Origin of the sequence: Bacillus sp. V3-13, assembly GCF_002860165.1 — a bacterium.
Lineage (GTDB): Bacteria > Bacillota > Bacilli > Bacillales > Cytobacillaceae > Bacillus_BJ.
Genome location: NZ_PGUZ01000013.1, coordinates 80,705 through 102,849 on the forward strand (window position 1 = coordinate 80,705; position 22,145 = coordinate 102,849).

The 22,145-nt window shown below is 41.5% G+C and carries 23 protein-coding genes and 2 pseudogenes; 21 read left to right on the plus strand and 4 right to left on the minus strand.

What is annotated here, in order from left to right:
• Window positions 1-93: 93 nt before the first annotated feature.
• From CU633_RS05585 to CU633_RS05655, 15 genes and pseudogenes are all read left to right on the plus strand, one after another.
• A complete protein-coding gene (locus CU633_RS05585; RefSeq protein ID WP_101658736.1) occupies window positions 94-375 on the plus strand; it encodes a hypothetical protein in 282 nt (93 codons plus the stop codon).
• Window positions 376-903: 528 nt separating this feature from the next.
• A pseudogene (locus tag CU633_RS05590) lies at window positions 904-1,481 on the plus strand (HAD family hydrolase); the annotation flags it as partial.
• Window positions 1,482-1,715: 234 nt separating this feature from the next.
• Window positions 1,716-2,144 carry a cell wall hydrolase gene (locus tag CU633_RS05595; RefSeq protein WP_101658771.1) on the plus strand — a complete coding sequence of 143 codons (429 nt, stop codon included), beginning with the start codon at window positions 1,716-1,718 and terminating at the stop codon, window positions 2,142-2,144.
• A gap of 186 nt (window positions 2,145-2,330) precedes the next feature.
• Window positions 2,331-3,257, plus strand: coding sequence for an MBL fold metallo-hydrolase (locus CU633_RS05600; protein ID WP_101658737.1), 927 nt, complete (start codon window positions 2,331-2,333; stop codon window positions 3,255-3,257).
• Window positions 3,258-3,382: 125 nt separating this feature from the next.
• The gene (locus CU633_RS05605) at window positions 3,383-4,378 is read left to right on the plus strand and encodes an NAD(P)H-dependent flavin oxidoreductase (protein ID WP_101658738.1); all 996 of its coding nucleotides are present in this window, start codon (window positions 3,383-3,385) and stop codon (window positions 4,376-4,378) included.
• A gap of 457 nt (window positions 4,379-4,835) precedes the next feature.
• Window positions 4,836-5,480 (plus strand): SDR family oxidoreductase, encoded by a 645-nt coding sequence (locus tag CU633_RS05610; protein ID WP_101658739.1) that lies wholly within the window; start codon window positions 4,836-4,838, stop codon window positions 5,478-5,480.
• Window positions 5,481-5,609: 129 nt separating this feature from the next.
• A complete protein-coding gene (locus CU633_RS05615) occupies window positions 5,610-6,317 on the plus strand; it encodes a sigma factor-like helix-turn-helix DNA-binding protein (RefSeq protein ID WP_101658740.1) in 708 nt (235 codons plus the stop codon).
• A gap of 27 nt (window positions 6,318-6,344) precedes the next feature.
• Window positions 6,345-6,926, plus strand: a complete 582-nt coding sequence (gene clpP / locus CU633_RS05620; protein WP_101658741.1) for an ATP-dependent Clp endopeptidase proteolytic subunit ClpP — start codon at window positions 6,345-6,347, stop codon at window positions 6,924-6,926.
• A 263-nt stretch (window positions 6,927-7,189) separates the two neighbouring features.
• Window positions 7,190-8,011: an ammonia-dependent NAD(+) synthetase gene (gene nadE / locus CU633_RS05625; protein WP_101658742.1), complete on the plus strand. Its 822-nt coding sequence runs from the start codon at window positions 7,190-7,192 to the stop codon at window positions 8,009-8,011.
• Between the two features lie 50 nt (window positions 8,012-8,061).
• Window positions 8,062-8,826 (plus strand): Cof-type HAD-IIB family hydrolase, encoded by a 765-nt coding sequence (locus CU633_RS05630; protein ID WP_101658772.1) that lies wholly within the window; start codon window positions 8,062-8,064, stop codon window positions 8,824-8,826.
• Between the two features lie 41 nt (window positions 8,827-8,867).
• Window positions 8,868-9,863 carry a zinc-dependent alcohol dehydrogenase family protein gene (locus CU633_RS05635; RefSeq protein ID WP_101658743.1) on the plus strand — a complete coding sequence of 332 codons (996 nt, stop codon included), beginning with the start codon at window positions 8,868-8,870 and terminating at the stop codon, window positions 9,861-9,863.
• A gap of 261 nt (window positions 9,864-10,124) precedes the next feature.
• Complete coding sequence (locus tag CU633_RS05640; protein WP_101658744.1) at window positions 10,125-11,024, plus strand: HD domain-containing phosphohydrolase; 900 nt, start codon at window positions 10,125-10,127, stop codon at window positions 11,022-11,024.
• 13 nt (window positions 11,025-11,037) lie between these two features.
• Complete coding sequence (locus CU633_RS05645) at window positions 11,038-11,358, plus strand: 8-amino-7-oxononanoate synthase (RefSeq protein ID WP_101658745.1); 321 nt, start codon at window positions 11,038-11,040, stop codon at window positions 11,356-11,358.
• Between the two features lie 117 nt (window positions 11,359-11,475).
• Complete coding sequence (locus CU633_RS05650) at window positions 11,476-12,771, plus strand: Zn-dependent hydrolase (RefSeq protein ID WP_101658746.1); 1,296 nt, start codon at window positions 11,476-11,478, stop codon at window positions 12,769-12,771.
• 116 nt (window positions 12,772-12,887) lie between these two features.
• Window positions 12,888-14,231 (plus strand): D-serine ammonia-lyase, encoded by a 1,344-nt coding sequence (locus CU633_RS05655; RefSeq protein ID WP_101658747.1) that lies wholly within the window; start codon window positions 12,888-12,890, stop codon window positions 14,229-14,231.
• A gap of 67 nt (window positions 14,232-14,298) precedes the next feature.
• Here CU633_RS05655 and CU633_RS05660 read toward each other — a convergent pair whose 3' ends face one another.
• Window positions 14,299-14,640: a cupin domain-containing protein gene (locus CU633_RS05660; protein WP_101658748.1), complete on the minus strand. Its 342-nt coding sequence runs from the start codon at window positions 14,638-14,640 to the stop codon at window positions 14,299-14,301.
• A gap of 186 nt (window positions 14,641-14,826) precedes the next feature.
• On the opposite strand from CU633_RS05660, the gene CU633_RS05665 reads away from it, so the two are divergent.
• From CU633_RS05665 to CU633_RS05675, 3 genes are all read left to right on the plus strand, one after another.
• Window positions 14,827-15,276, plus strand: a complete 450-nt coding sequence (locus CU633_RS05665) for a hypothetical protein (protein ID WP_101658749.1) — start codon at window positions 14,827-14,829, stop codon at window positions 15,274-15,276.
• 171 nt (window positions 15,277-15,447) lie between these two features.
• On the plus strand, window positions 15,448-15,747 hold the full coding sequence (locus tag CU633_RS05670) for a putative quinol monooxygenase (RefSeq protein ID WP_257958524.1): 300 nt from the start codon (window positions 15,448-15,450) through the stop codon (window positions 15,745-15,747).
• 54 nt (window positions 15,748-15,801) lie between these two features.
• Window positions 15,802-16,923: an NADH-dependent flavin oxidoreductase gene (locus CU633_RS05675; protein ID WP_101658751.1), complete on the plus strand. Its 1,122-nt coding sequence runs from the start codon at window positions 15,802-15,804 to the stop codon at window positions 16,921-16,923.
• 61 nt (window positions 16,924-16,984) lie between these two features.
• On the opposite strand, the pseudogene CU633_RS05680 reads toward CU633_RS05675, so the two are convergent.
• Window positions 16,985-17,224 (minus strand): annotated as a pseudogene (locus CU633_RS05680) (MFS transporter); the annotation flags it as partial.
• 463 nt (window positions 17,225-17,687) lie between these two features.
• Between CU633_RS05680 and CU633_RS05685 the strand changes: the two are divergent.
• Window positions 17,688-18,893 (plus strand): coiled-coil domain-containing protein, encoded by a 1,206-nt coding sequence (locus tag CU633_RS05685; RefSeq protein ID WP_101658773.1) that lies wholly within the window; start codon window positions 17,688-17,690, stop codon window positions 18,891-18,893.
• A 118-nt stretch (window positions 18,894-19,011) separates the two neighbouring features.
• Here CU633_RS05685 and CU633_RS05690 read toward each other — a convergent pair whose 3' ends face one another.
• Complete coding sequence (locus CU633_RS05690) at window positions 19,012-19,293, minus strand: AbrB/MazE/SpoVT family DNA-binding domain-containing protein (protein WP_101658752.1); 282 nt, start codon at window positions 19,291-19,293, stop codon at window positions 19,012-19,014.
• A 774-nt stretch (window positions 19,294-20,067) separates the two neighbouring features.
• Between CU633_RS05690 and CU633_RS05695 the strand changes: the two genes are divergently transcribed.
• Complete coding sequence (locus CU633_RS05695) at window positions 20,068-20,637, plus strand: competence protein ComK (protein WP_101658753.1); 570 nt, start codon at window positions 20,068-20,070, stop codon at window positions 20,635-20,637.
• A 46-nt stretch (window positions 20,638-20,683) separates the two neighbouring features.
• Here the strand turns inward: CU633_RS05695 and trhA are convergent, their stop codons facing one another.
• Window positions 20,684-21,331: a PAQR family membrane homeostasis protein TrhA gene (trhA, locus tag CU633_RS05700; RefSeq protein WP_101658754.1), complete on the minus strand. Its 648-nt coding sequence runs from the start codon at window positions 21,329-21,331 to the stop codon at window positions 20,684-20,686.
• Between the two features lie 167 nt (window positions 21,332-21,498).
• Between trhA and CU633_RS05705 the strand changes: the two genes are divergently transcribed.
• On the plus strand, window positions 21,499-22,077 hold the full coding sequence (locus tag CU633_RS05705) for a DUF1836 domain-containing protein (RefSeq protein ID WP_101658755.1): 579 nt from the start codon (window positions 21,499-21,501) through the stop codon (window positions 22,075-22,077).
• Window positions 22,078-22,145 lie beyond the last annotated feature (68 nt).

A 22,145-nucleotide genomic window follows, 5' to 3' on the forward strand; every position in this document is an offset into this window, starting at 1 on the left:
TATTTGTAAAATTTCCGAGAAAAAAAGATATTAATTTGAAGCTATATTTTTGGACGGGATTAATATATTTCTAGAAGGAGGATGATCGCTATCATGTTAATGGTTCAGTCCGGCTTATCGATTTTGCTTTTATTCACTGCTTTCCGCTTTTTATCCGCTCAGTCGCATGCACGAAAACCATATGGCAAAGCCATCTTCAACCTGCTATTTCTATTAAGCTCGATTCCGTTAATGTATGTGGTGTACGGAGAGTACAGCGGACATATTTCGGATGCCAAAATAGAGGTCGGGATTGGCTTTCTTTTAACATGGTTGGTAACAGGTTTAGTGTTTATAATCGGGATGGTAAAATATTATAGGAATAGAATAAGATAACATCTTTTCATGCATTACTGGAAACAGCGATGTTTTTTTATGGTAATTGTATCCACAAATTGCTAAAATAAAAGAGTCTATATAACTTGAATTTAACATTTTCCAGCTATCTTCAGATGGGCTAAAGAGAGCGGGTGCTTTTATTGCTCATGAAGGACAAAACTCATTTGAAAAATAGTAAAAGTGGTCTTCATAGGGCTCATGAAGGACAAAACTCATTCGAAAAATAGGAAAAGTGGTCTTCATAGGGCTCATGAAGGACAAAATTCATTCGAAAAATAGGAAAAGTGGTCTTCATAGGGCTCATGAAGGACAAAACTCATTTGAAAAATAGTAAAAGTGGTCTTCATAGGGCTGTGAAGGACAAAACTTATAGGGAATACGAGAAAAATGTCCTTATGAGTCCGATATATGGAAAGATTAATAATTGGCGAGAAAAGCTCTCTATTTCTAAAATATCAAAGCCCGTAAATCAATAATTCAACTTATATAATAGTTTATTTAAAAAATTATAATGTGGGGGCGGCTATGAAAGCTGTATTATTTGATTTGGATGGCACATTGTTGGATCGCGATCAATCTCTGCAAAGGTTCATAGTCTCCCAATATTATCGCTTTTCCAATTATCTTGGCCATGTCCCAATACATACTTACACCACCCGCTTTGTCGAACTTGATTGCCATGGTTATAAGGGAAAAGACGTGGTTTATCGAAAGATGGGCGAAGAATTAAACATTGCGGAACGTGTTTGCGAGAGTTTATATGCGGACTACTTCGACAGCTTTCACCTTTATTGTGTTCCCTTTCCTAATCTCATCAAGCTGTTGGAAGTTTTAAAACGCTACTCGCTTTCACTTGGATTGATTACGAATGGGTACCATGACTTTCAATTGAAAAATATTAAGGCATTGAATATTGAACACTATTTTGATGTTATCCTCATTTCGAAACGGCAGGGATAAAAAAGCCGAACCCGGAAATTTTCAAAAGAGCGATGGACCAGCTTGGAATTTCAGCGGAGGAAAGCATCTTTGTCGGCGACCATCCTGAAAACGATATAGCGGGGGCGAAAAGGGCGGGGATGACCGCGATTTGGAAAAGAAATGAAGATTGGAGCATGGACGGGGCAAAGGCTGATTTTATCATAGATGATCTGCTCGAGCTTTGTTTAATTTTAGAAGAGATTGATGCTAAATAAGGAAAATACCACAGCAATTAAGAGATAATCTTGTGGCTATCTCTTTTTTTTTTATGTTTATCTGTTACAACTTGTTAATTAATCGGCATTACCCGAATTCATCAGAATATTATAGAGGGAAGAAACATGGGAGGTGAATATGTGGCAGTTGTTAAGGCGACGGAATCTGATATTGAACTTTTGGCAAGGCTGCTCAGGGCAGAAGCTGAAGGAGAAGGGGAAGTTGGTATGCTGCTCGTAGGCAACGTTGGGATAAATCGGATCAGGGCCAATTGTTCCGATTTTAGAGGGCTGCGAACCATACCGCAAATGATCTATCAGCCCCATGCCTTTGAAGCAGTTCAGAAGGGTTACTTTTATCAGCGGGCAAGGGAAAGTGAAAAACGCTTGGCCCGTCGGGTTATTAATGGAGAGAGACGCTGGCCGGCAAAATATAGCTTGTGGTATTTCAGACCTCCGGGCGATTGTCCGCCAACCTGGTATAATCAACCTCACGTTGCCCGTTACAAGCTTCACTGTTTTTACCAGCCGACGGGTGCGGAATGCGAAAATGTTTACAATGTTTATTAAATTTATATCTTGATTGTTAAGCGATAATAGCTTCTTGTCCACTGGCTGATTAAAAGCTTGTGGACTTTTTTTCAGTCTTCTTAGTTTTGCACAATGATACCGAATTATTGCTAAAAAAATCCCGGTTCATTTATAATACCATTTGTAAACTGACAACAGCTTTAGCATGTGCAGAGGAGCCAGATGATGAAACGAACAAGGTATAAAAACTATGAGGATGTGGAAAATACGCATTCCTTTTCCGATATGCTGAGATGGTCAAAAGAACGGCGGGGCAAAAAGAAGGATTTGACGGTCCAAATTCCCCAGGCTGACCATAAAGTAATAGCCAGGCTGCAGGAAAACAGGACTGATTTTTCGATTACATGGATCGGGCATTCGACATTTCTAATCCAAATGAGCGGACTCAATATATTAACCGATCCAGTTTGGGCAAGCAGAATGGGCTTGCAAAAGAGACAGACTGCTCCTGGCATTCCGATTGATCAGCTCCCTGACATTGACGTGGTTGTTATTTCACACGGCCATTACGATCATCTTGATTTCGGTTCGATCCGAAAACTAAAAGGTTCACCAGTCTTTTATGTGCCGGTCGGATTGAAATCAGCCTTTAGGCGAAGAGGATATAAAAACATAGTTGAAGCGAACTGGTGGGATTCTTTTACAGAGGTTCGCCTGAAAATTTCATTTGTCCCTGCCCAGCACTGGACAAAAAGGTCTTTAACAGATACTAATACGTCACATTGGGGAGGCTGGATTTTTGAAGGGCCTGAAGCGGGCACCGGATCAGTATATTTTGTCGGTGATACCGGTTACTTTAACGGCTTTAAGGAGATTGCTGACAGATTTAAGCTGGGCATTGTCCTGATGCCGATTGGTGCCTATGAACCGGAATGGTTTATGTCGACTTCGCATATTAATCCAGAGGACGCGATTAAAGCTTTTTTAGAGTTAAAAGGAAAAACGTTTATCCCGATGCATTATGGAGCATACCGGCTGGCGGATGATACAGGACCGGAAGCTTTAGCAAGAATGTATGCAGAATGGGAGCGGCTTAAATTGGATAAAGACAAGTTGAAGGTGCTAACACTCGGGGAAAGCTCCTGGTGGTAACTCTACTTAAAAGCGGGGTTCTCCCTCTTTTTATCGATAAATTGAATGGTTATTCATTCATTTTTATGATAAAGTGAAACTGTGGAATTCAGAATTTTTTTAAAAAAGTGCCTGGAGGTCTTGAAATGAACAAAAAAATCCCTGAGGAGTGGTGGAACAATTTAAGGCTGCCTGTGATTTCTGCACCCATGTTTCTTGTCTCGGGGCCTGATTTGGTTAAAAATGCGTGCTTAAACGGTGTGATTGGTTCTTTCCCGGCACCGAACGCCAGACCGATTGAGGTTCTTGACCAATGGATGGGCCAGTTAAATGAGGAGCTGGCTGAAGCAAAGAAAATTGAGCCTGAGCGGAAGATTGCACCCTGGGCAATGAATATGGTCGTTCACAGTTCATACAGCCGTCTTGAGAATGAGCTGGAGCTGCTCCGGAAACATCAGCCAAAGCTTGTCATTACGTCTTTAGGCAGCCCCCGCAAAGTTGTCGAAGTCGTCCACAGTTATGGAGGTCTTGTTTTTTCGGATGTGAGTGATGTTGCTTTTGCAAAGAAAGCAGCCGAGGCTGGAGTAGACGGCTTAATTCTAGTTGCCGCAGGTGCGGGCGGGCATGCCGGCGAATTGAACAGCTTTGCCTTTGTCGATATTGTCCGCTCTTTTTGGGATGGGGTGATCATCCTGGCCGGAGCAATTTCAACCGGAAGCGGTTTGCTGGCTGCACAATCAGCTGGTGCAGACCTTGCCTATATGGGCACTCGTTTTATCGTTGCGACAGAAAGCATGGCAAACGACGAATACAGGCAAATGCTTGTAGAAGCAACACAGGAGGATCTTATTTTAACCGACGCCTTTTCCGGAGTAAAAGCAAATATGCTAAAGCCGAGCATTGTGAAAGCTGGCCTTGATCCAGCCGAATTAACAAAGAAAGAAAAAGTTGATTTCGACGGGATGCAAAAAGAAACGAACGCAAAAGCGTGGCGCGACATATGGTCTGCAGGCCAGGGAGTAGGCGCGATTAATAAAATCGAAACGGTCGCAGAGATTGTTGACAGTTTAGAAAAGGAATACTATAGCGCCATCCAGCGAATGAACGAGCAAGTCGCGAAACTAACCGGAATTCCTTGTTAAAGCTCTACTGCAGTTGGAATCTAAAAAACGATTCAATTTCGAGCCTTTTCTCTTCAAAAAGAAAAGGTTTTTTATATTTAAGTTTTTCGAAGACTGTCAGAATCGATTAATTGCATACTATCTATTGATTTAACCGATTAAAGCAATAAAGGATTAAGCGGAAAATGACCGGAATCAAGCGAAACCAAACCGGAATTAAGCGATCAAAGCAGCCATTTAAGCGGAAAATCGAAGGAATCATGCAAAACTGCGATTAATTAAGCGAACCCTAAATGTGTAAATTACTCTTTCAACAGGCAGAAGAAACTCCTTTTAAATCTATCGTGGTAATTCAATCATATTATGATGAAAATAACGAATCATAAAAAGGCTATTTGTGAATCTAATGATTTGCCCTCGCATTTTAATTTTGAAATAATTGACACAGAAAACGAAAACCAGGAAGGAGTATTGAACGATGAAAGTATTGGTAGTTGGGGCAAACGGGCAAATTGGCAAAAAGCTGATTGCGCTGTTAAAAGACAGCAAGGAACACACGCCGCGAGCAATGGTCAGAACGGAAGAACAGTCAGATGCATTAAATGAGCAGGGAATCGAGACAGCAGTTGCCAACCTGGAGGACAGCGTTGATGCTATTGCTGAAGCAGCAAAAGGCTGCGATGCGATTGTGTTTACTGCGGGGTCTGGCGGGCACACCGGTGCAGATAAAACTCTGCTTGTCGATTTGGATGGGGCTGCAAAAACGGTGGAAGCAGCAGAAAAAGCCGGAATCAAAAGGTTTATCATGGTTAGCGCTCTTCAGTCCCACAACAGGGAAAACTGGAGTGAAGCGATAAAGCCATATTATGTTGCCAAACATTATGCGGATAAAATCCTTGAGCAAAGCGAATTGACCTATACGATCATCCGCCCGGGCGGTCTTATCAATGAAGCCGGAACCGGAAAAGTTTCAGCTGCAGAGAATTTGGAGAGAGGCTCGATTCCCCGTGAAGATGTGGCGCACACCATTTTTGCCGCTCTAGATGAAGAGAATACTTTTTACCGTTCGTTTGATCTTGTTTCAGGGGATATTCCCATCCCTGATGCACTGAAATCGTTGTAAGCATTGAACGTGAAGAATCGCCGCTTATCAGCATATGGGATAAAATAAATAAAAAAAATTTTTAGACCCCGTATCTTTCTCCTGCCCGAAATCGTTTAAAAGGCAGAAAGGTGCTGAAGGAGTGAAATGATGGAGAACAGGTTTGGCAAAAATAAACAACCGGAAACTCCGCGCGCGGAAGAAACAGAAAATATTTTTGTTAAATTATATCCAGGGCTGCAGAAATATTGCCGGTTTCTGGCCCAAAATAAATGGGATGGTGACGATATGGCACAGGCAACCATACTGAAAGCCATTCAGCATTACCAGCACAAGCCGGTAATCAGCGCTGCTTTATTGAACAAAATGGCTTACCATCTCTGGATTGACACGGTTCGAAAAAGAAAAAAAGAAATGATTGCTGCATGTCCTGAATTATCCATGAGTGAAAAAAACACCGGATTAATCGAAACGATTGAGTTATTAATACAGCAATTTACTCCGAAGCAAGCGATCATTTTTACTTTGAAAGAAGCTTTTCAATATCAGGCGAAGGAGATTGCGGACATTTTGAATGTAAGCGAAATGGCTGTCAAGAGCTCACTTTTCCGCGCAAAACAACGTTTAAATAAAGACCAGTTCTATCAGGTTGACTCCTTTTGGGAGGACGAGGAGCAAAAACAGATTTCCGAGCTTATTTATGAGTCTTTGCAAGAACAGGATCCGGCTGTTCTCATTAAAGCAATTCCATCTATTCGTTCATTGGTAAATGAAGCGCCGATCCAAATGCGGGCTCGAAAACAAAAAATTTCCAAACAGGCCCATTCTCCTTTCAGCACCTTCTGCATGGCAGCATAGCCATATATATGACAAGGAGGAATACGGATGACGGCAATTCCATATGTAATTGAACAATCAAATCGCGGCGAACGTTCCTATGATATTTATTCACGGCTTTTGAAGGATCGGATCATTATGGTGGGCGACGAAATCAATGACCAGATGGCAAATTCGACCATCGCCCAATTATTGTTTTTGGCTGCAGATGCACCGGATAAGGATATTTCGCTCTATATTAACAGTCCGGGCGGCTCAACCTCGGCAGGATTTGCGATATTGGATACGATGCAATACATCAAGCCCGATATCAGGACGATCTGTACCGGTATGGCTGCTTCATTCGGAGCAATGCTTCTTCTTGCCGGCACGAAGGGCAAGCGTTATGCTTTGCCAAACAGTGAAGTGATGATCCATCAGCCTCTTGGCGGGGCGCGAGGCCAGGCTACAGAAATTGAAATATCGGCGCGGCGCATATTGAAGCTGAGAGAGCATATTAACAAAATCATCGCAGACCGGACGGGACAACCAATCGACAAGGTCGCAAAAGACACGGACAGAGATTTTTTCATGAGTGCCGAAGAGGCAAAGGAATACGGGCTTATTGATGAAATCCTGTTCCCGGCCTAACACCATCAAGCAGCGGAAAGAGCAGCCCATTCCGCTGCTTTTTTGCATTTATAACTTTGATAAAGGGTAAATTCAATACCGTTCTTTTCGGATTACATTCACATAAACAGAATGCTAAAATAAGAATAGCCACTGTCCTGGCTCTAGAGGTTTAAGATGAATGCTGCAAGGCAAAGTAGAAGAGAATAAAGAGCCTGCACCAAACGCAATCATGGAATTACATAGCATTCTGAAAAAATTTTTCGAAATGGAGATGTGCGAAAGTGACGAATTTGCAAATACAAATTATTGAGGATTTAAACGTGAAACCGGAAGTGAACCCAAAAGAAGAGATCAGGGAAAGAATCGACTTTTTAAAGGATTATTTAAAAAAGTCGAAGGCTAAAGGGTTTGTATTAGGGATCAGTGGAGGCCAGGATTCCAGTCTGGCTGGCCGGCTTGCACAGCTGGCTGTTGAAGAAGTAAGAAATGAGGGTTATGATACCCGGTTTATCGCCATCCGCCTTCCATATGGAGTGCAGTTTGATGAAAATGATGCCCAGGTCGCATTGGATTTCATTAAAGCTGATCAGGAGTATACGTACAATATTAAGGAAGCGGTCGATGCCGCAGAAGAGGAGTACACCAACGCTGCAAAAGAGCCACTGAGCGATTATCAAAAAGGAAATATAAAAGCGAGAATGAGAATGATCGCCCAGTATGCGGTTGCGGGTGAAAAAGGATTTCTGGTCATTGGCACTGATCATGCAGCAGAAGCCGTGACCGGATTTTTCACCAAGTATGGGGACGGGGGAGCGGATCTCCTGCCGTTATCAGGTTTAACGAAGCGCCAGGGCAAAGCTTTACTAAAAGAGCTGGGAGCTCCCGAACGCCTTTATTTAAAAGTACCGACTGCAGATCTGCTCGATAACGTTCCGGGACAGGCAGATGAGACGGAACTGGGGATTTCATACGCAGTGATCGATGATTATCTTGAAGGAAAACCAGTGTCAGCCGAAGCGGCAGAGAAGATTGAGAAGCGTTATTTGGCCACAGAACACAAACGGAGGCTTCCCGCCACAAAGTTTGATTCGTGGTGGAAATAACTTTGAGATGGTATGCTAATTTTATACAGACGGATGAAAGGAAGACAGAAATGACAGAACAGCAGGTTGATTACGATATAAAGCTCATTGCCCTTGATATGGATGGGACATTATTAAATAAGCAGGGTGAGATATCGAAGGCAAACAGACAGGCCATCGATGAGGCGCAACAGCAGGGCATGCATGTTGTGCTCAGTACCGGACGTTCCCGGATGACATGCCGGGAATATGCCGAATCGCTCAAGCTTTCCTCTTATTTAGTAACCGTGAATGGAAGTGAAATATGGAACGAAAAAGAAGAGCTGATTGAGAGAAACCGGGTTGAGAATGATCTCGTTCAATGGATGTGGGAGCTGACGCAAATCCATAAAGCAAATTTTTGGGCAGTCAGCAGCGATAGCGTCTGGAACAATGAAATGCCTGACGATATTAAAGCACTTGAATGGCTAAAATTTGGCTTTGATATTGACGACGATCAAATCAGGGAAATCGTCTTAAACGAATTGAAATCAAAAGGCATGTTTGAAGTCACCAATTCAAGCCCGACAAATATTGAAGTCAATCCACTTGGCATTAATAAAGCGCGGGCAATTAAAAGTGTCTGCGACAGGCTGGACATCACAATGAAAGAGGTCATGGCTGTGGGTGACAGTTTGAATGATATTGCGATGATCAAAGAGGCAGGATTGGGGATCGCAATGGGAAACGCCCAGCCTATTGTGAAAGAAACAGCCGACTGGATCACAGCGACAAATAATGAAGACGGTGTAGCAAAAGCGATCCGGCAATGGGCACTAAGAGATAAGGTTAAATAAAAATCAAAGTTTACAGTATAAATCCATAAAGGAGAAAGTTCATGAAAGCTCAGGTTATTCACTCATTTGGTTCACCATCAGCTTTTCAATTAGAAGACATACAAAAGCCTGAAGTATTGCCGGGCCATGTTCTAATTCATGTGAAGGCAACAAGCGTCAATCCGATCGACACGAAGATTCGCAGCGGGGCAGTTCCTGCGGCTGCTCCTGAATTCCCGGCTGTTTTACACGGGGATGTAGCAGGAGTGGTTGCTGAAGTTGGGGAAGGGGTAACGAACTTCAGAGCCGGCGATGAAGTATACGGCTGCGCCGGTGGGTTTAAAGGGCTTGGTGGAGCATTGGGAGAATTCATGCTTGCTGATGTCCGCTTGCTTGCCCATAAGCCCAAAAATATAACAATGGAAGAAGCCGCGGCGATTCCGCTTGTTGCGATCACAGCATGGGAAGCACTGTTTAGCAAAGCAAACATTTCAGCCGGCCAGGATATTCTTATCCACGCTGCAGCCGGCGGCGTCGGACACGTAGCAATCCAACTCGCAAAATGGGCAGGAGCCAATGTTTTTACAACGGTTTCAACAACCGGGAAAGAAGAGATTGCCCGAAAGCTCGGTGCTGATACGGTCATCAATTACCGCGAACAATCTGTGAAAGATTATGTTCAAAAATATACAAATGGAAAAGGATTTGAAGTCGTCTTTGATACGGTTGGCGGCGAAAATTTGGACAGATCTTTTGAAGCGGCAGCCCTTCACGGAACCGTTCTGGCGATCGCTGCCCGTTCAACGCACGATTTGTCTCCACTGCACTCAAAAGGCCTTTCTCTTCATGTTGTATTTATGCTATTGAAAATATTGAATGAAGATCACCGCCATGAACACGGTGAAATTTTAAAAAAGATAACTTCGATAATAGAAGAAGGAAAACTTCGCCCTCTGCTGGATGAAACTTCTTTTACTTTTGATGAAGTTGCCAAAGCCCATCAATATCTGGAATCAGGCGAAGCGGTTGGAAAAATTGTTTTGAAAAACACATGGTAATTGGGCAAGAGGAAAGGCTGCCGTTTGGTAGTCTTTTTTCCTGTTGTTTATAGTCGAAAATCTGTTAAAAAGACATTAAAAAAAAGTAAAATCTACAAATATAAGTATATATACCTATAAAAATTTGTGGTATTATGGAAAATTATGTACTAGAATGATATTAAAGCTAATTTTTATAACCTCTAATTGCAAATCCAAGGTACTTTTAAATACAAAGTATCTAAGTATATACATAGTCACGGTTAGAAAGAGGGTTTTTGAGTGGGCATAATAAATGAAAAAAGTTTCATTGAAACGGTCCACATGAAAGGACTGCAGATTTCTTTAATTGCTTCCGGTGATGGCACTGAAGTGATTTATCATAAGCTGGAAAATGGTACAAGATGGGGACTTGAGCCTGCAGAGCAATGGGAAGCATTAGAATACATATATATACTATCCGGCGAACTTCAATTATTGGATCCAGAAGGCCCAAAAACTTTAAAACCTGGGGATTCTTTTTTTGAAAGACCAATCACAGAAAATTATTTGTTTCAGGCTTACGGTCAAACTGAATTTTTATATATAACCTCTCAACCTATATTCCACCTTTACAGTAAGGCTACAAAAGAACTGTTGGAACTGGCTGTCTCGATTGAAGAAAAAGATGGCTATACGGTTGGGCATTGTGAACGAATTAAAAAATTATCAATGCAGGTAGGAGAAACTATTAATTTAAGCACAAAACAGCTTAAATGCTTAAACATTGCCGCTTTTTTACATGATGTCGGGAAATTGAGAATACCGCTCGAAATCTTGCAGAAACCAGGGAAGCTAACACTGGAAGAATGGGAAATCATGAAAGAGCATTCTCTGCATGGCAGAAAAATACTCGAAGAAATTGGCTTGCCTTTTTTAAAGGAGGCCGGAAAAATTGTTGAACAGCATCATGAAAGATACGATGGAACCGGTTATCCGCATGGTTTGAAGGGTGAAGAAATTTCTATTGAAGCAGCAATCATTGCGGTTGTTGACTCCTATGATGCGATAACTACCGAGCGAGTGTACCAAAAAGCAAGAATAAAAGAAGAAGCACTGCGTGAACTCTATGAAAACCGGGGAACATTGTACAATCCGTACATTGTTGATACATTCCTAAAGTTACAAAAAGATGAATTGTAAAGGAGAGAAGAAAATGAAAAAGTTTGGTTTTATGCTGATGGTTTTATTGGTTGGCGCGTTCTTTGCGGTTCAGCCCGCAGAAGCTGCATATTTGTCCGAACATGATAAGTATGTAGAAGTATCGTATGGAGAAGCAAGGCAGCTTGCAGATTTACTTGGCTTAAAAGATATTCCGCTTGGGGAAGAGACAGCAAAACTTTCTTTCCAATATCAAGAGCAACTAATTGCGACAATCGAGGAAAGATTAAACATCGAAATTGATCATTATTATATTTGGCTGACTGTTGATGGAGAACCGGTTCTAGGTATCGATCCTCCGTATGCACTGTATTAAATAATCGTTTCAGGCTGGCTCTTTTGAGTCAGCCACTTTTATTTTCCTTCTCCATAATCTATGTTTATAATTCTCTATAAAGTTATTATTTTTATATATTGAAAGCTGGTGCTATCTATGGAAAAAGTCTTTTCAAAGCAGCGATTGCTGGCTGAGCTAAACAACTGTTCTTTCTATGAGAGGATTGATCCTGAGGAGTTGGCTGATAAATTATCAGTTTTAGCCGGGATCGGCACAACCGCAGAGGGTGGCGTTACGCGCTTTCCTTATACTGACGAAGAAAAAAGGGCAAAAGAAATTTTTAAAAGCTGGATGGAGGAAATAGGTCTTATTGTAAGAGAAGATTCGGTTGGCAATCTATTCGGCGTTCTTGAAGGAGAAGACCCTTCCTTGCCTGTTGTTTTAACAGGCTCGCATTTGGATAGTGTGCCTAATGGCGGTGCGTTTGACGGGCCGCTCGGCTGCTTAAGCAGTCTGCTTGCCATAAAAGCAATCGCAGAAACGGGAACGAAGCCAAAGAGATCGATTGAGCTCGTTGTGTTTGTGGATGAAGAAGGGGCGCGATTCGGAAACGGACTTTTTGGCAGCAGGGTGATGATGGGGGAAGTAACTGCTCCCGATTTGAAAAATTTTAGCGATGATCAAGGAAATATCCTTTACGATGAAATGAAAAAAGCCGGCTACAATCCTGACGAGCTCGCCAGTTCTTATCGCAAGCACGAAGATATATTTGCTTTTTTAGAGCTTCATATTGAGCAGGGGAAACGGCTCGAGTCGGAAAATAAGCATATCGGCGTTGTCAATGGAATCGCCGGGCCATCATGGGGAACGATGATTTTTTATGGCGAAACTGACCATGCCGGCAACACGCCGATGGAATATCGAAAAGACACGGTTGCAGCTGCCGCAGAGTTTATTTTGGAAGTGGAAAAATCGCCAAGAAGGTTCAGTCAAAGTGCCGTTGCCACCGTCGGGAAAATAACTGTTTTTCCAAACGGATCGAATGTCATTTCCGGCAAAACAGAGCTTTCGGTTGATGTAAGGGATGTTGATGAACAAGCAAGGGATCATTTGCTTGCACATTTAGATCAAAAGGCGGCTGAAATTGCCCAAAAGAGGGGTCTTACAGTCGAAGTTCAAGAAGGGATTAAAATCCCGCCCGTGATCGTTCCCGATCATATTCAACAAACGATCAGGAACGCTTCGGAAAATAACGGCTTATCCGTACTTTCCATCGTAAGTGGTGCCGGACATGATACCATGTCGCTTGGAAGATACGTGCCATCCGGAATGATTTTTGTACCGAGCCATAATGGAAAAAGCCATTCCCCTGAAGAATGGACTTCACTCCCTGATTGCGTGAATGGAGTTCAGGTTTTAAAGGAAGCGATCCTCTCCTTAGCGAATCAATAAAACAAAAAAAGTCAGCTTTCTTATCTAATTGGCAAAGGGGTTTTCCCCATTCCCGTTTTTTATGTGAGATGGAGGAAAGTTAGCCAGCTGGTTCGGAAAGAAAAGGAGATGGTTTAATGCGTGCTGGATTGATTGCCGGGAAAACAAGCGATGAATGGACAAAACGTGTGCCAATCCTTCAAAAGATCATAGATGAACAGGAAGCGTTTTGGCTTAATCCTGATTACGGTGAGAACTGCAATATTTCCGTGACGGAAAAAGAATTGATGGAGGCGTCAGCAAGGCTGAAACGGTTTGCTCCGTATATAGCCAAGGTGTTTCCGGAAACAAGGGTAACAGCGGGATTGATCGAATCACCCCTTTTGATGATATCAAGAATGAAACGGTTGCTGGAGGAAAGGTTTCAGCAAAAAATAAGCGGTGAAGTTTGGCTTAAGTGCGATAATGAGCTTCCAATCTCGGGATCGATTAAAGCAAGAGGCGGAATATACGAGGTTCTAAAACACGCTGAAAGCCTTGCATTGCATCACGGTATCCTTAGTAAGGACGACGATTATTCGGTAATGAGCGGTGATAAATTTAAAAAATTCTTTTCCGGCTTTTCCATATCGGTTGGTTCTACCGGCAATCTCGGTTTAAGCATCGGAATAATCGCTGCCAAGCTTGGATTCAAAGTGACGGTTCATATGTCTGCTAATGCAAAAGCCTGGAAAAAAGAGTTGCTGAATAAACTGGGTGTCGGAGTCATTGAATATAATTCGGATTATTCCCAGGCGGTTGCTGAAGGCAGAAAGCAGGCTGAACAAGATCCGTTTTGCCATTTTATCGATGATGAAAACTCAAGGGATCTTTTTCTTGGTTATGCAGTGGCAGCTTTACGCCTGCAAACGCAGCTAGTGGAACTCGGTAAAAATATCGGGAAAGACCAGCCCCTTTTCGTCTACCTTCCTTGCGGTGTTGGTGGAGGACCAGGCGGTATTACGTTTGGATTAAAGACTTTATACAAGGAAAATGTTCATTGCTTCTTTGCGGAACCCGTCCAATCTCCATGCATGCTGGCGGCAATGGCGACAGGGTTAAATGAAAACATATCCGTACAGCAATTCGGTCTCGATAACGAAACAGCAGCCGACGGATTGGCCGTAGGGAGAGCATCTGGTTTTGTAGGCCGAAATATGAAAAGCTTGTTGAGCGGAATTTTCACAATCAAAGATGAAACATTGCTTCAATTAATGCAGGATATTTGGAAAACCGAGAAAATCTTTGTCGAGCCTTCCGCGGCGGCGGGAGCACTTGGGCCCATTTCCATCTTCCGCAGAGGCCCTGGACTTCAGTACATAGAACAGCAACAATTGCATGAAACGATGAAAAACGCTATTCACGTTATTTGGGCAACCGGGGGCAGCATGGTCCCTGAAAAGATCAGAGCGGAATACTTGAGCGGGGAAGCGCAACCATAGCTTAATGAAGGCAGCTCCCTGGAAAAGGGCGCTGCCTTTTAAGTAAAAACCAAAAAGATTATCCTGCTCAAATATCCTGTACAAACCTATTGCCAGGAATTTTATTTAACATTACATATAAGCTGGTTGGACCAGCTCCTGAATGTTCAAACGATAACTCCTCATCTCCTTCAGCAAGAATGACATCCTTCTCGGTTACTTCGGTCTTGACGCCATCAATCGTGATAATCCCGCTTCCCTGAAGCACCATTAAATAAACTTCAGTGCCGGGGTGCTTATGGGGCGGAAGCTGTTGGCCGGCCATAAAATTAAGCAAGAAAACGGTACTTTTCCCATTGTTAAAAATAATTCGCTTAGTAAAATGGTTTTCATTAAATTCTTGTAAAAGGGCTGCGGATTTTTTTTCCATGATCATTTCTCCTTTCTATTCGCTTTTCTCCTTAATGATAATGAATATCAGTGGATAAAGTGATGATATACATCACTTAAATAAATTTTTATTTTGATAAAGTAACTTCGCAAAAAAATAAATACACTCGTGGATCTGTGCATAAATATTATCATTATTGGAAAATTTCAGGTGCAGGGGGATTTTATGAATTTTTGGCTCGAAGCAGGTGTCGTCATCGTGCAACTGGCTGCTGTGTTTTTAGGAGCATACTTAGGCGTAAAATCAGCGGTTTCCATTGAAAATTTTAAAAAGGACCGTGAAATAAAAGAAAAAATGCTGGGGCAAATTTATGAACCGATATGGAAGATCTTTTTTCAGGAATATGTAAAAAGTAAAGGGTACAAAGGACTGACAAAGAACGATTATAAACTGATCAGAGAAGTAGTCAACAACAGCCTCTCTTATATTGATCCAGAATTCGAGGATATGATTATCCGCAATGACCTCATTTTGGAAAGCATTGAGTTGTGGGGTATCACAGATGTGTTGCTGGACCATGACGGAGAATTATACAAATATGTTAGAACGAAGTATAACGAACTGCGAAAAGACTTAAAACTGCCACATTTCAATGAGTATAGGATAAGTAAATAATATTTAGAGGAATTTTTTAGTACTTTAAGTTGATCATTATAAATTCCAGTTAAGCAGGAAAATTGTAATTCAAAATAAGTTTATTTATGATGATATCGTGCAGGACTGCCTGAAAGATTTGGAAAGTGACAGCACATACTAATTATGCGTTATAAGCAGCGGACAGGAGGAATGCAGGTGATTATTATTCATGCATTTATTAAGATCGATCCGGCACAGCGCGAAAAGTTTCTTGAGCTCAGTGAGCGGATCATAAAAGATTCCCAGGCCGAAGAAGGGAACATTAGTTACCGGTTGTATGAAGAAGCAGGACAGCCGAATACATTTGTTATGCTCGAAGAGTGGAAGGATCTTGCCTCAATCCAGTTCCATGGGGAAACGGCCCACTTTAAAAGCTTCATGGCTGAAACAAGTGGCATGTTAGTTGAACCGTTGCGTGCTGAAAGGTATGAAATCGCGAGAAAGCTTTAAGTCTATACCTTGCCTTATTAAGCTTATCATCAAAGATAAACACGGAGGAATAAAATGAATCAAAAATACGCACCATTATTCGAAACATTTACTTTAAAACCGGAAGTACAATTGAAAAATAGACTTGTGATGGCACCAATGACCAATTTCTCATCCAATCCAGACGGAACAGTAACCGATGAAGAACTTGCCTATTATGCGCGCCGCTCAAAGGGCGTCAGCATGGTGATAACCGCTTGTACATATGTTTCAGCAAATGGAAAAGGATTTCATGGAGAATTCGGGGCAGACCGCGACGATCTGATCCCGAGCCTGCGCAGTCTCGCCACTACGATTAAAGAACAAGGCGCAAAAGCGATTCTGCAAATTTTTCATGGCGGCCGTGAATGTCCGCCGGAACTCGTACCGAATGAAGATATCGTCAGTGCAAGTGAAATCCCGTCAGAACGGGCAGGGGTGAAAACTCCGCGCGCGTTGAACGAGGAAGAAATTGAAGCACTTATCCGCGATTTTGGCGAAGCGACAAGGCGTGCCATTGAAGCAGGCTATGATGGAGTCGAAATTCATGGCGCGAACGGATATATCATCCAGCAGTTCTTTTCTCCACATTCAAATCGCCGTGAAGACCGCTGGGGCGGAAGTCTTGAGAAGCGTCTCAACTTCCCGATCGCGGTAGTGGATGAAGTTCAGAAAACGGTTGCTAAATATGCAGATAAACCATTTGTGGTCGGCTATCGCTTTTCGCCCGAGGAGCCGGAAACACCCGGAATCACGATGGCAGACACATTGTTTTTAATCGACAACTTAGCCCGGAAGAATTTGGATTATCTACATGTTTCATTGCAGGATTTCAGGTCGACTCCAAAACGTGGTGTTGAAGATACCCGTTCCCGTTTGGAAATCATCCAGGAACGTGTTGGCGATCTCGTCCCGGTAATCGGGGTAGGTTCTATCTATACTGCAGATGATGCTATAGAGGCACTTGAAACTGGAGTGCCATTAATTGCATTGGGACGTGGTTTGATTATCGAACCGGATTGGGTTGAAAAGGTTGAAAGCGGCAGGGAAGATGCCATCGAAACAAAGATTGATAAAGACGCACAGGAACGCCTTGTCGTACCGGATCCTCTCTGGCAGGAAATTATTAACACACCAGGCTGGTTTCCTGGAGTTTAAAATTGTAAAAAAAGCACATCTCGTTTTCCGAATACGGTTCAACAGATGTGCTTTTTATATTTTATCCGGAGTGATTGACAGGTTCCGGATGACGATGTAATGAGGCTGAGAGGATAAAACCGCAGATAAGCAGCAAGGCGCTTGTCATGAAAAATACTGCCGAAAAACCGAAATAACCGGAAACCATCCCGCCCATTACAGGGCCGCCCACGTTACCTAAAAACCGCAAGCTTGTATTATAACCAAGAACTTCACCCTGCATGGCGATCGGAGCTTCCTGGCGGATATAGGTAACGAACACTTCTTTCTTAAAACATTTCGCTTTCCTAAATATTATAATACCGAAATTTTTTGAAAAATTGAAGCTATAAGCGCAGGTTTCACTTTTTCGCCATTTATTTTCTTATCAAGCCAAAATCCTTGATCAGCGTTGCTAGGAAAAAGGAATCAGCTTAAGAATTTCATAAAAAAGGCGTTTAGTGTCACATCTGAAATATAAATGTAATATTCTCATAACATATTTGACAAAATATGATGATATACTACTATTTGTAGCAAATGAAGGTTTAAAATAGATTATTTTCCAGATAAATGTCATAGGTACATATTACGATGCACGCTTCTTGAAACACATACTTTTTTACCGAAAACAAAACGGCCAAACTGGCTAAAAACAGGAATTTTTATCGGCGCTTGGAGATGTCCATGGAAAGATAGAGAGGATCTTGATGGTTTGGCTTAAGGGAAAGCAGGGGAAGAAAATGATGAAAAAGAGGCTATTGGTTTTAAACACGACAGTGATGATTGGGTTGGGGAGTACATTTGCGATTCCGAATGTAAATGCGGAATCAATTAACAGCCTGCAAAGCCAGCGAACAGAAATTAAAGCGAGCATATCCCAGGCGGAGCAAGCGATTGCAGAGGCTCAAGTGGAGATAGCCAGTTTAAATGAACAAATCAAGCGAATCGACCAGGCAATTCAAGACAATAATGATATGATTGTCAAAACAGAAGCGGATATTACCGCTGCACAAGCAGAAATCCAAAAGCTTGAAGAAGAGATCGCCGTATTGCAGGAGCGCATCGCCAAGCGTAATGAAGTATTAAAAGAACGCGCTCTTTCCTTCCAGGAAAGCGGCGGGAATATTGGCTATATCGAAGTTTTGCTTGGTTCCTCAAGCTTCAGTGATTTTGTTGATCGCGTTGATGCTGTAGCAAAAATAGTGGAAGCAGACCAGAGCCTTCTGGAACAGCATGATCTTGATAAAAAAGATCTTGAAACGAAGCAAGGCACAGTTGAAAAGAAGCTGGCTGATCTTAACAGCCAGAAAATCGAGCTTGAAGGAATGAAAACGCAGATCCTCGAGCAAAAACAAGAAAATGATCGTCTTAAAGCAGAAGTTGAACAAAAAGAACAGGAAAATGCGGCAAAACTTGCTGATCTTCAATCACAAGACAGCCAGATCGCTTCAAAGATATCCGCCATTCAGCAGGCCATTGAGCAAGAACAGCGTGCGGCCGCTGCAGCTGTCCAAACAAATGCCGGCTCTACAAGTGTTCCAGCCAGCGAACGCAAGCCAAGCGGAAGCATCAATGATGTCATTACCGCAGGTTACAAATATATCGGAAACTCAGCTTATCGCTTTGGTGGTGGCAGAACCGCCTCAGATATTGCAAATGGATACTTTGACTGCTCAGGTTTTGTTAGCTGGGCGTTCTCTCAAGCTGGTATAAAGGTCGGAGCCAGCACAGATGTTTTGAAAAATGCTGGAACCCAAATTCCGGCAAGCCAAATGCAGCCGGGAGATCTAGTATTCTTTAATACATATAAAACAGATGGACATGTAGGCATTTACATAGGCGGTGGCAAGTTCATTGGCTCCCAGGACAGCACGGGTGTTGCAATTGCCAATATGTCCAGCGGCTATTGGCAACAACATTTTAACGGACGTGTCGTCCGCGTCCAATAATATAACGAAAAGAGGCTTAGCTTAAAGTCATCCAACTTTTTGCTAAGCCTCTTTAATTATGTAGTAACGGCAACATGTCATTGATATTCTCCGAAATTATTAGTCTGCAAAGCAGTTATTATTCGATTTTAAGCATTTTCTTTAAATCTTTTAAAAGCTCTTCAGCTGCAGCCGGACTTAAAATGATCTTTCCATCTGCAAGACTTAAATTCTTGTCTGACACTTCACCTGTGAGAAGACAGGCTCTATACGGAGTATATTTTTTAAGAACAATTTTTTCATTTTCCACAAAAATTTCGAGTGGATCTTTTTCCTGGATTTCAAATGTATTGCGCAGTTCTTTTGGAATCACAATCCTTCCGAGTTCATCTACTTTTCGTACAATGCCAGTTGACTTCATTACTATCAAGCTCCTTTGTTTACATTATTAGGAATATTCCTGTGTCTTAAGCATACCGCTTTTCCAGAAATCTATCAATACATTACTGCCAATTTATAGCACAAAAGTACTCTTTTAGGACAAAAGGTGAACAGTAGAAATATTTCCGTAAAATCTATTTTTTGAGATGAAAATTTGAATACTTTCTGAATATTTAATTTTAGGCTAAGAATCGGAAAATCATGCGGGACGCTTGCAGCTTAAAAGCATCAACCAATTCAAAAAAATTTAGGCAACATTTTAAACAGCCTTTGATAATAAAGGATTGGAAAAGGGGTTAGAACAGAAAAAGTGGAATTTATTTGTTAATTCGTCAATAAAGGCAATAAGCCATTACGTAAACGACAATACAAAATTATACTGCTATAGGATAAAGAAGGTCAATGTAAGGAAAAATTGAAATCCGCTGCCAACGGCGCACTAAATAAATTTGTTAGAAAAATAACGAAAAAGTATTTTACAACAAGGAATGATTGTAACTATAATAGATTTCGAGGTGGCAATTAATTGGAAATAAAAATAATGTAACAGTGTCAACTCTATCCATTAATCTTTTTTGAGAAAGTTATCATAAAGCACCGGTCAATGCCTATTAAACTTGTCTGTTTACTTTATTTCAGTCAAAAATTCACTTTAATATTTAGCTGAGTCCGGGTAAGTAAGCTTACGTGTAGGGAACTCAGTTTATTTGCTGAATGTTAGAGATTAATAGAAGAAAGGAGAGCATCAAAAACAATGGAAATAGTAAGGAAATATTTAGTGAACCGCAGTACTTCTGCTATTTTACCGGAATACGACCGTCAAGGGAGGCTTTGCTCCCAGGTGATCGAAGGGCAAAAGAATTTTCTTGTTATGGTGCCGCCGCGAAAATTATTGAATGAATGTTTAGAATACTACGGTGATAGTATGATCGGGGCGGTGAGAGGTACCAGGGCAATTCTCGGAAATATCAGGATGGCGCCGATTATCATTCACGCAGATAATGAGCTTTATTGGTTTCCGACTCTTTCTCCGCAAAAAAACAGCTGTATCTGGCTTACTCCCGCTCATATTATAGACTTTATCTACATAAGCGAGAACCGTACAAAAGTGATTTTAACTGAAGGAAACAGTGTGACGATTGATATGACAATTGGACGGCTTAAAAGAAAAAGGCAAATCACTTATACGTTAAAAAGCCAGGTGGAAGAGAGAAAAAATCGAAATGTCTTTTACTCCATTGGGCCAGATGAAGGGCTTCAACTCATAAAGGACCCGAAAGGTGTAAACTATGTCCACTCCGGGAAAAAAATAATAAAAAAATAAGAGCAGATAGCTTTCGCTGCTGCTCTTTGGCTCATCCATGAATGGCCTATATCACAAACATATAAACACACAAGAAATGGGCAAAGCTGCCAAGCAGGATGAATATGTGGAAGATTTCGTGAAAGCCCATATATTTAAATTCTAAAAATTTTGGTTTAATGGCATAAATAATGCCGCCGATTGTATAAAGGATTCCCCCAAGCAATAGAAGAAACAGACCACTTGCGTTTAAGGCGGAAGAGAGTGGGGAAGCAGCAAAAATAATGATCCAGCCCATTGCGATATACAATGCGGTTGATAACCATCTCGGACAATTAAACCAAATCATTTTAAAAGCAATTCCACATATCGCGATAGAAGACACAATCGAAAATATAATCCAACCTGTCAGTCCATTTAAACTAATCAAGCAAAAAGGAGTATATGATCCGGCAATCAAAACAAAAATCATCGAATGATCGAAACGTCTCAGCATCGCGATCACTTTAGCCTTGGCAACTACCATATGGTATGTCGCTGAAGCTGAATAAAGAAGGATCAGGCTGATCCCGAAAATAATCACTGCAGTGATCGCAAGTACAGATCCGCCAGATAATGAAGCTTTGATCACCATCGCAAGCAGTGCGACGAATGATAAAATGGCTCCGGCTAAATGGGTAAGCCCATTAATCGGTTCCCGGATATAAGACAACATTTCAAAACTCCCCCAATTCAATTTATGTAGTTTTTAATACTACATATAATAGTATATATATTATAACAAATAGTCAAGGTTTACTCCAGACATCAAATAAGCTAAAATACATAAGAAGCTTTAAACAGCGCTTAATACTCTTAATATCACAAAATAGAGGTTTTATAATGAACAATCTAAACCATCTGATTGATAAGCTCGGCCTCGAAAATCAAATAGGCCTGGAGGATATCCCTTCCATTGACTTGTACATGGACCAAGTGATTCAATTATTTGAAAACAAATTCGGCGGATCAAAAAGGAATGAGAACGAGAAAGTTTTAACCAAGACGATGATCAACAACTATGCTAAAGGAAAACTGTTTATACCGATTAAGAATAAAAAATATTCCAGAGAACACCTTATTTTGATTAGCTTAATTTATCAATTAAAAGGTGGTTTATCCATCAATGATATTAAAGCAACCCTTGATGGTATCAATGAAAAGATCATCGGCGGGGATATTGATTTAGAGCGCTTCTATAATAGCTATCTATCCCTTTCCCGCAGTAATATTGAAAGCTTCAAAGAGGATCTAAAACAACGGGCGGCAGAAACAATGGAAGAAGTAGAAAAGCTGGAAGACAAAAAGCCCGCTCAGTTAGAGAAAATCTTATTGATCGCTTCACTTGTGAATATAAGCCAATTATATCGAAGGGCAGCAGAAAAGCTTGTAGATGAAATTGTTATAGAAAGACAAAGCTGAATTTTCAAAGTACATTCATTGCTGTACCGAACATTTTTAGTTGCGGTTTGTTCATGATAAAATAGATA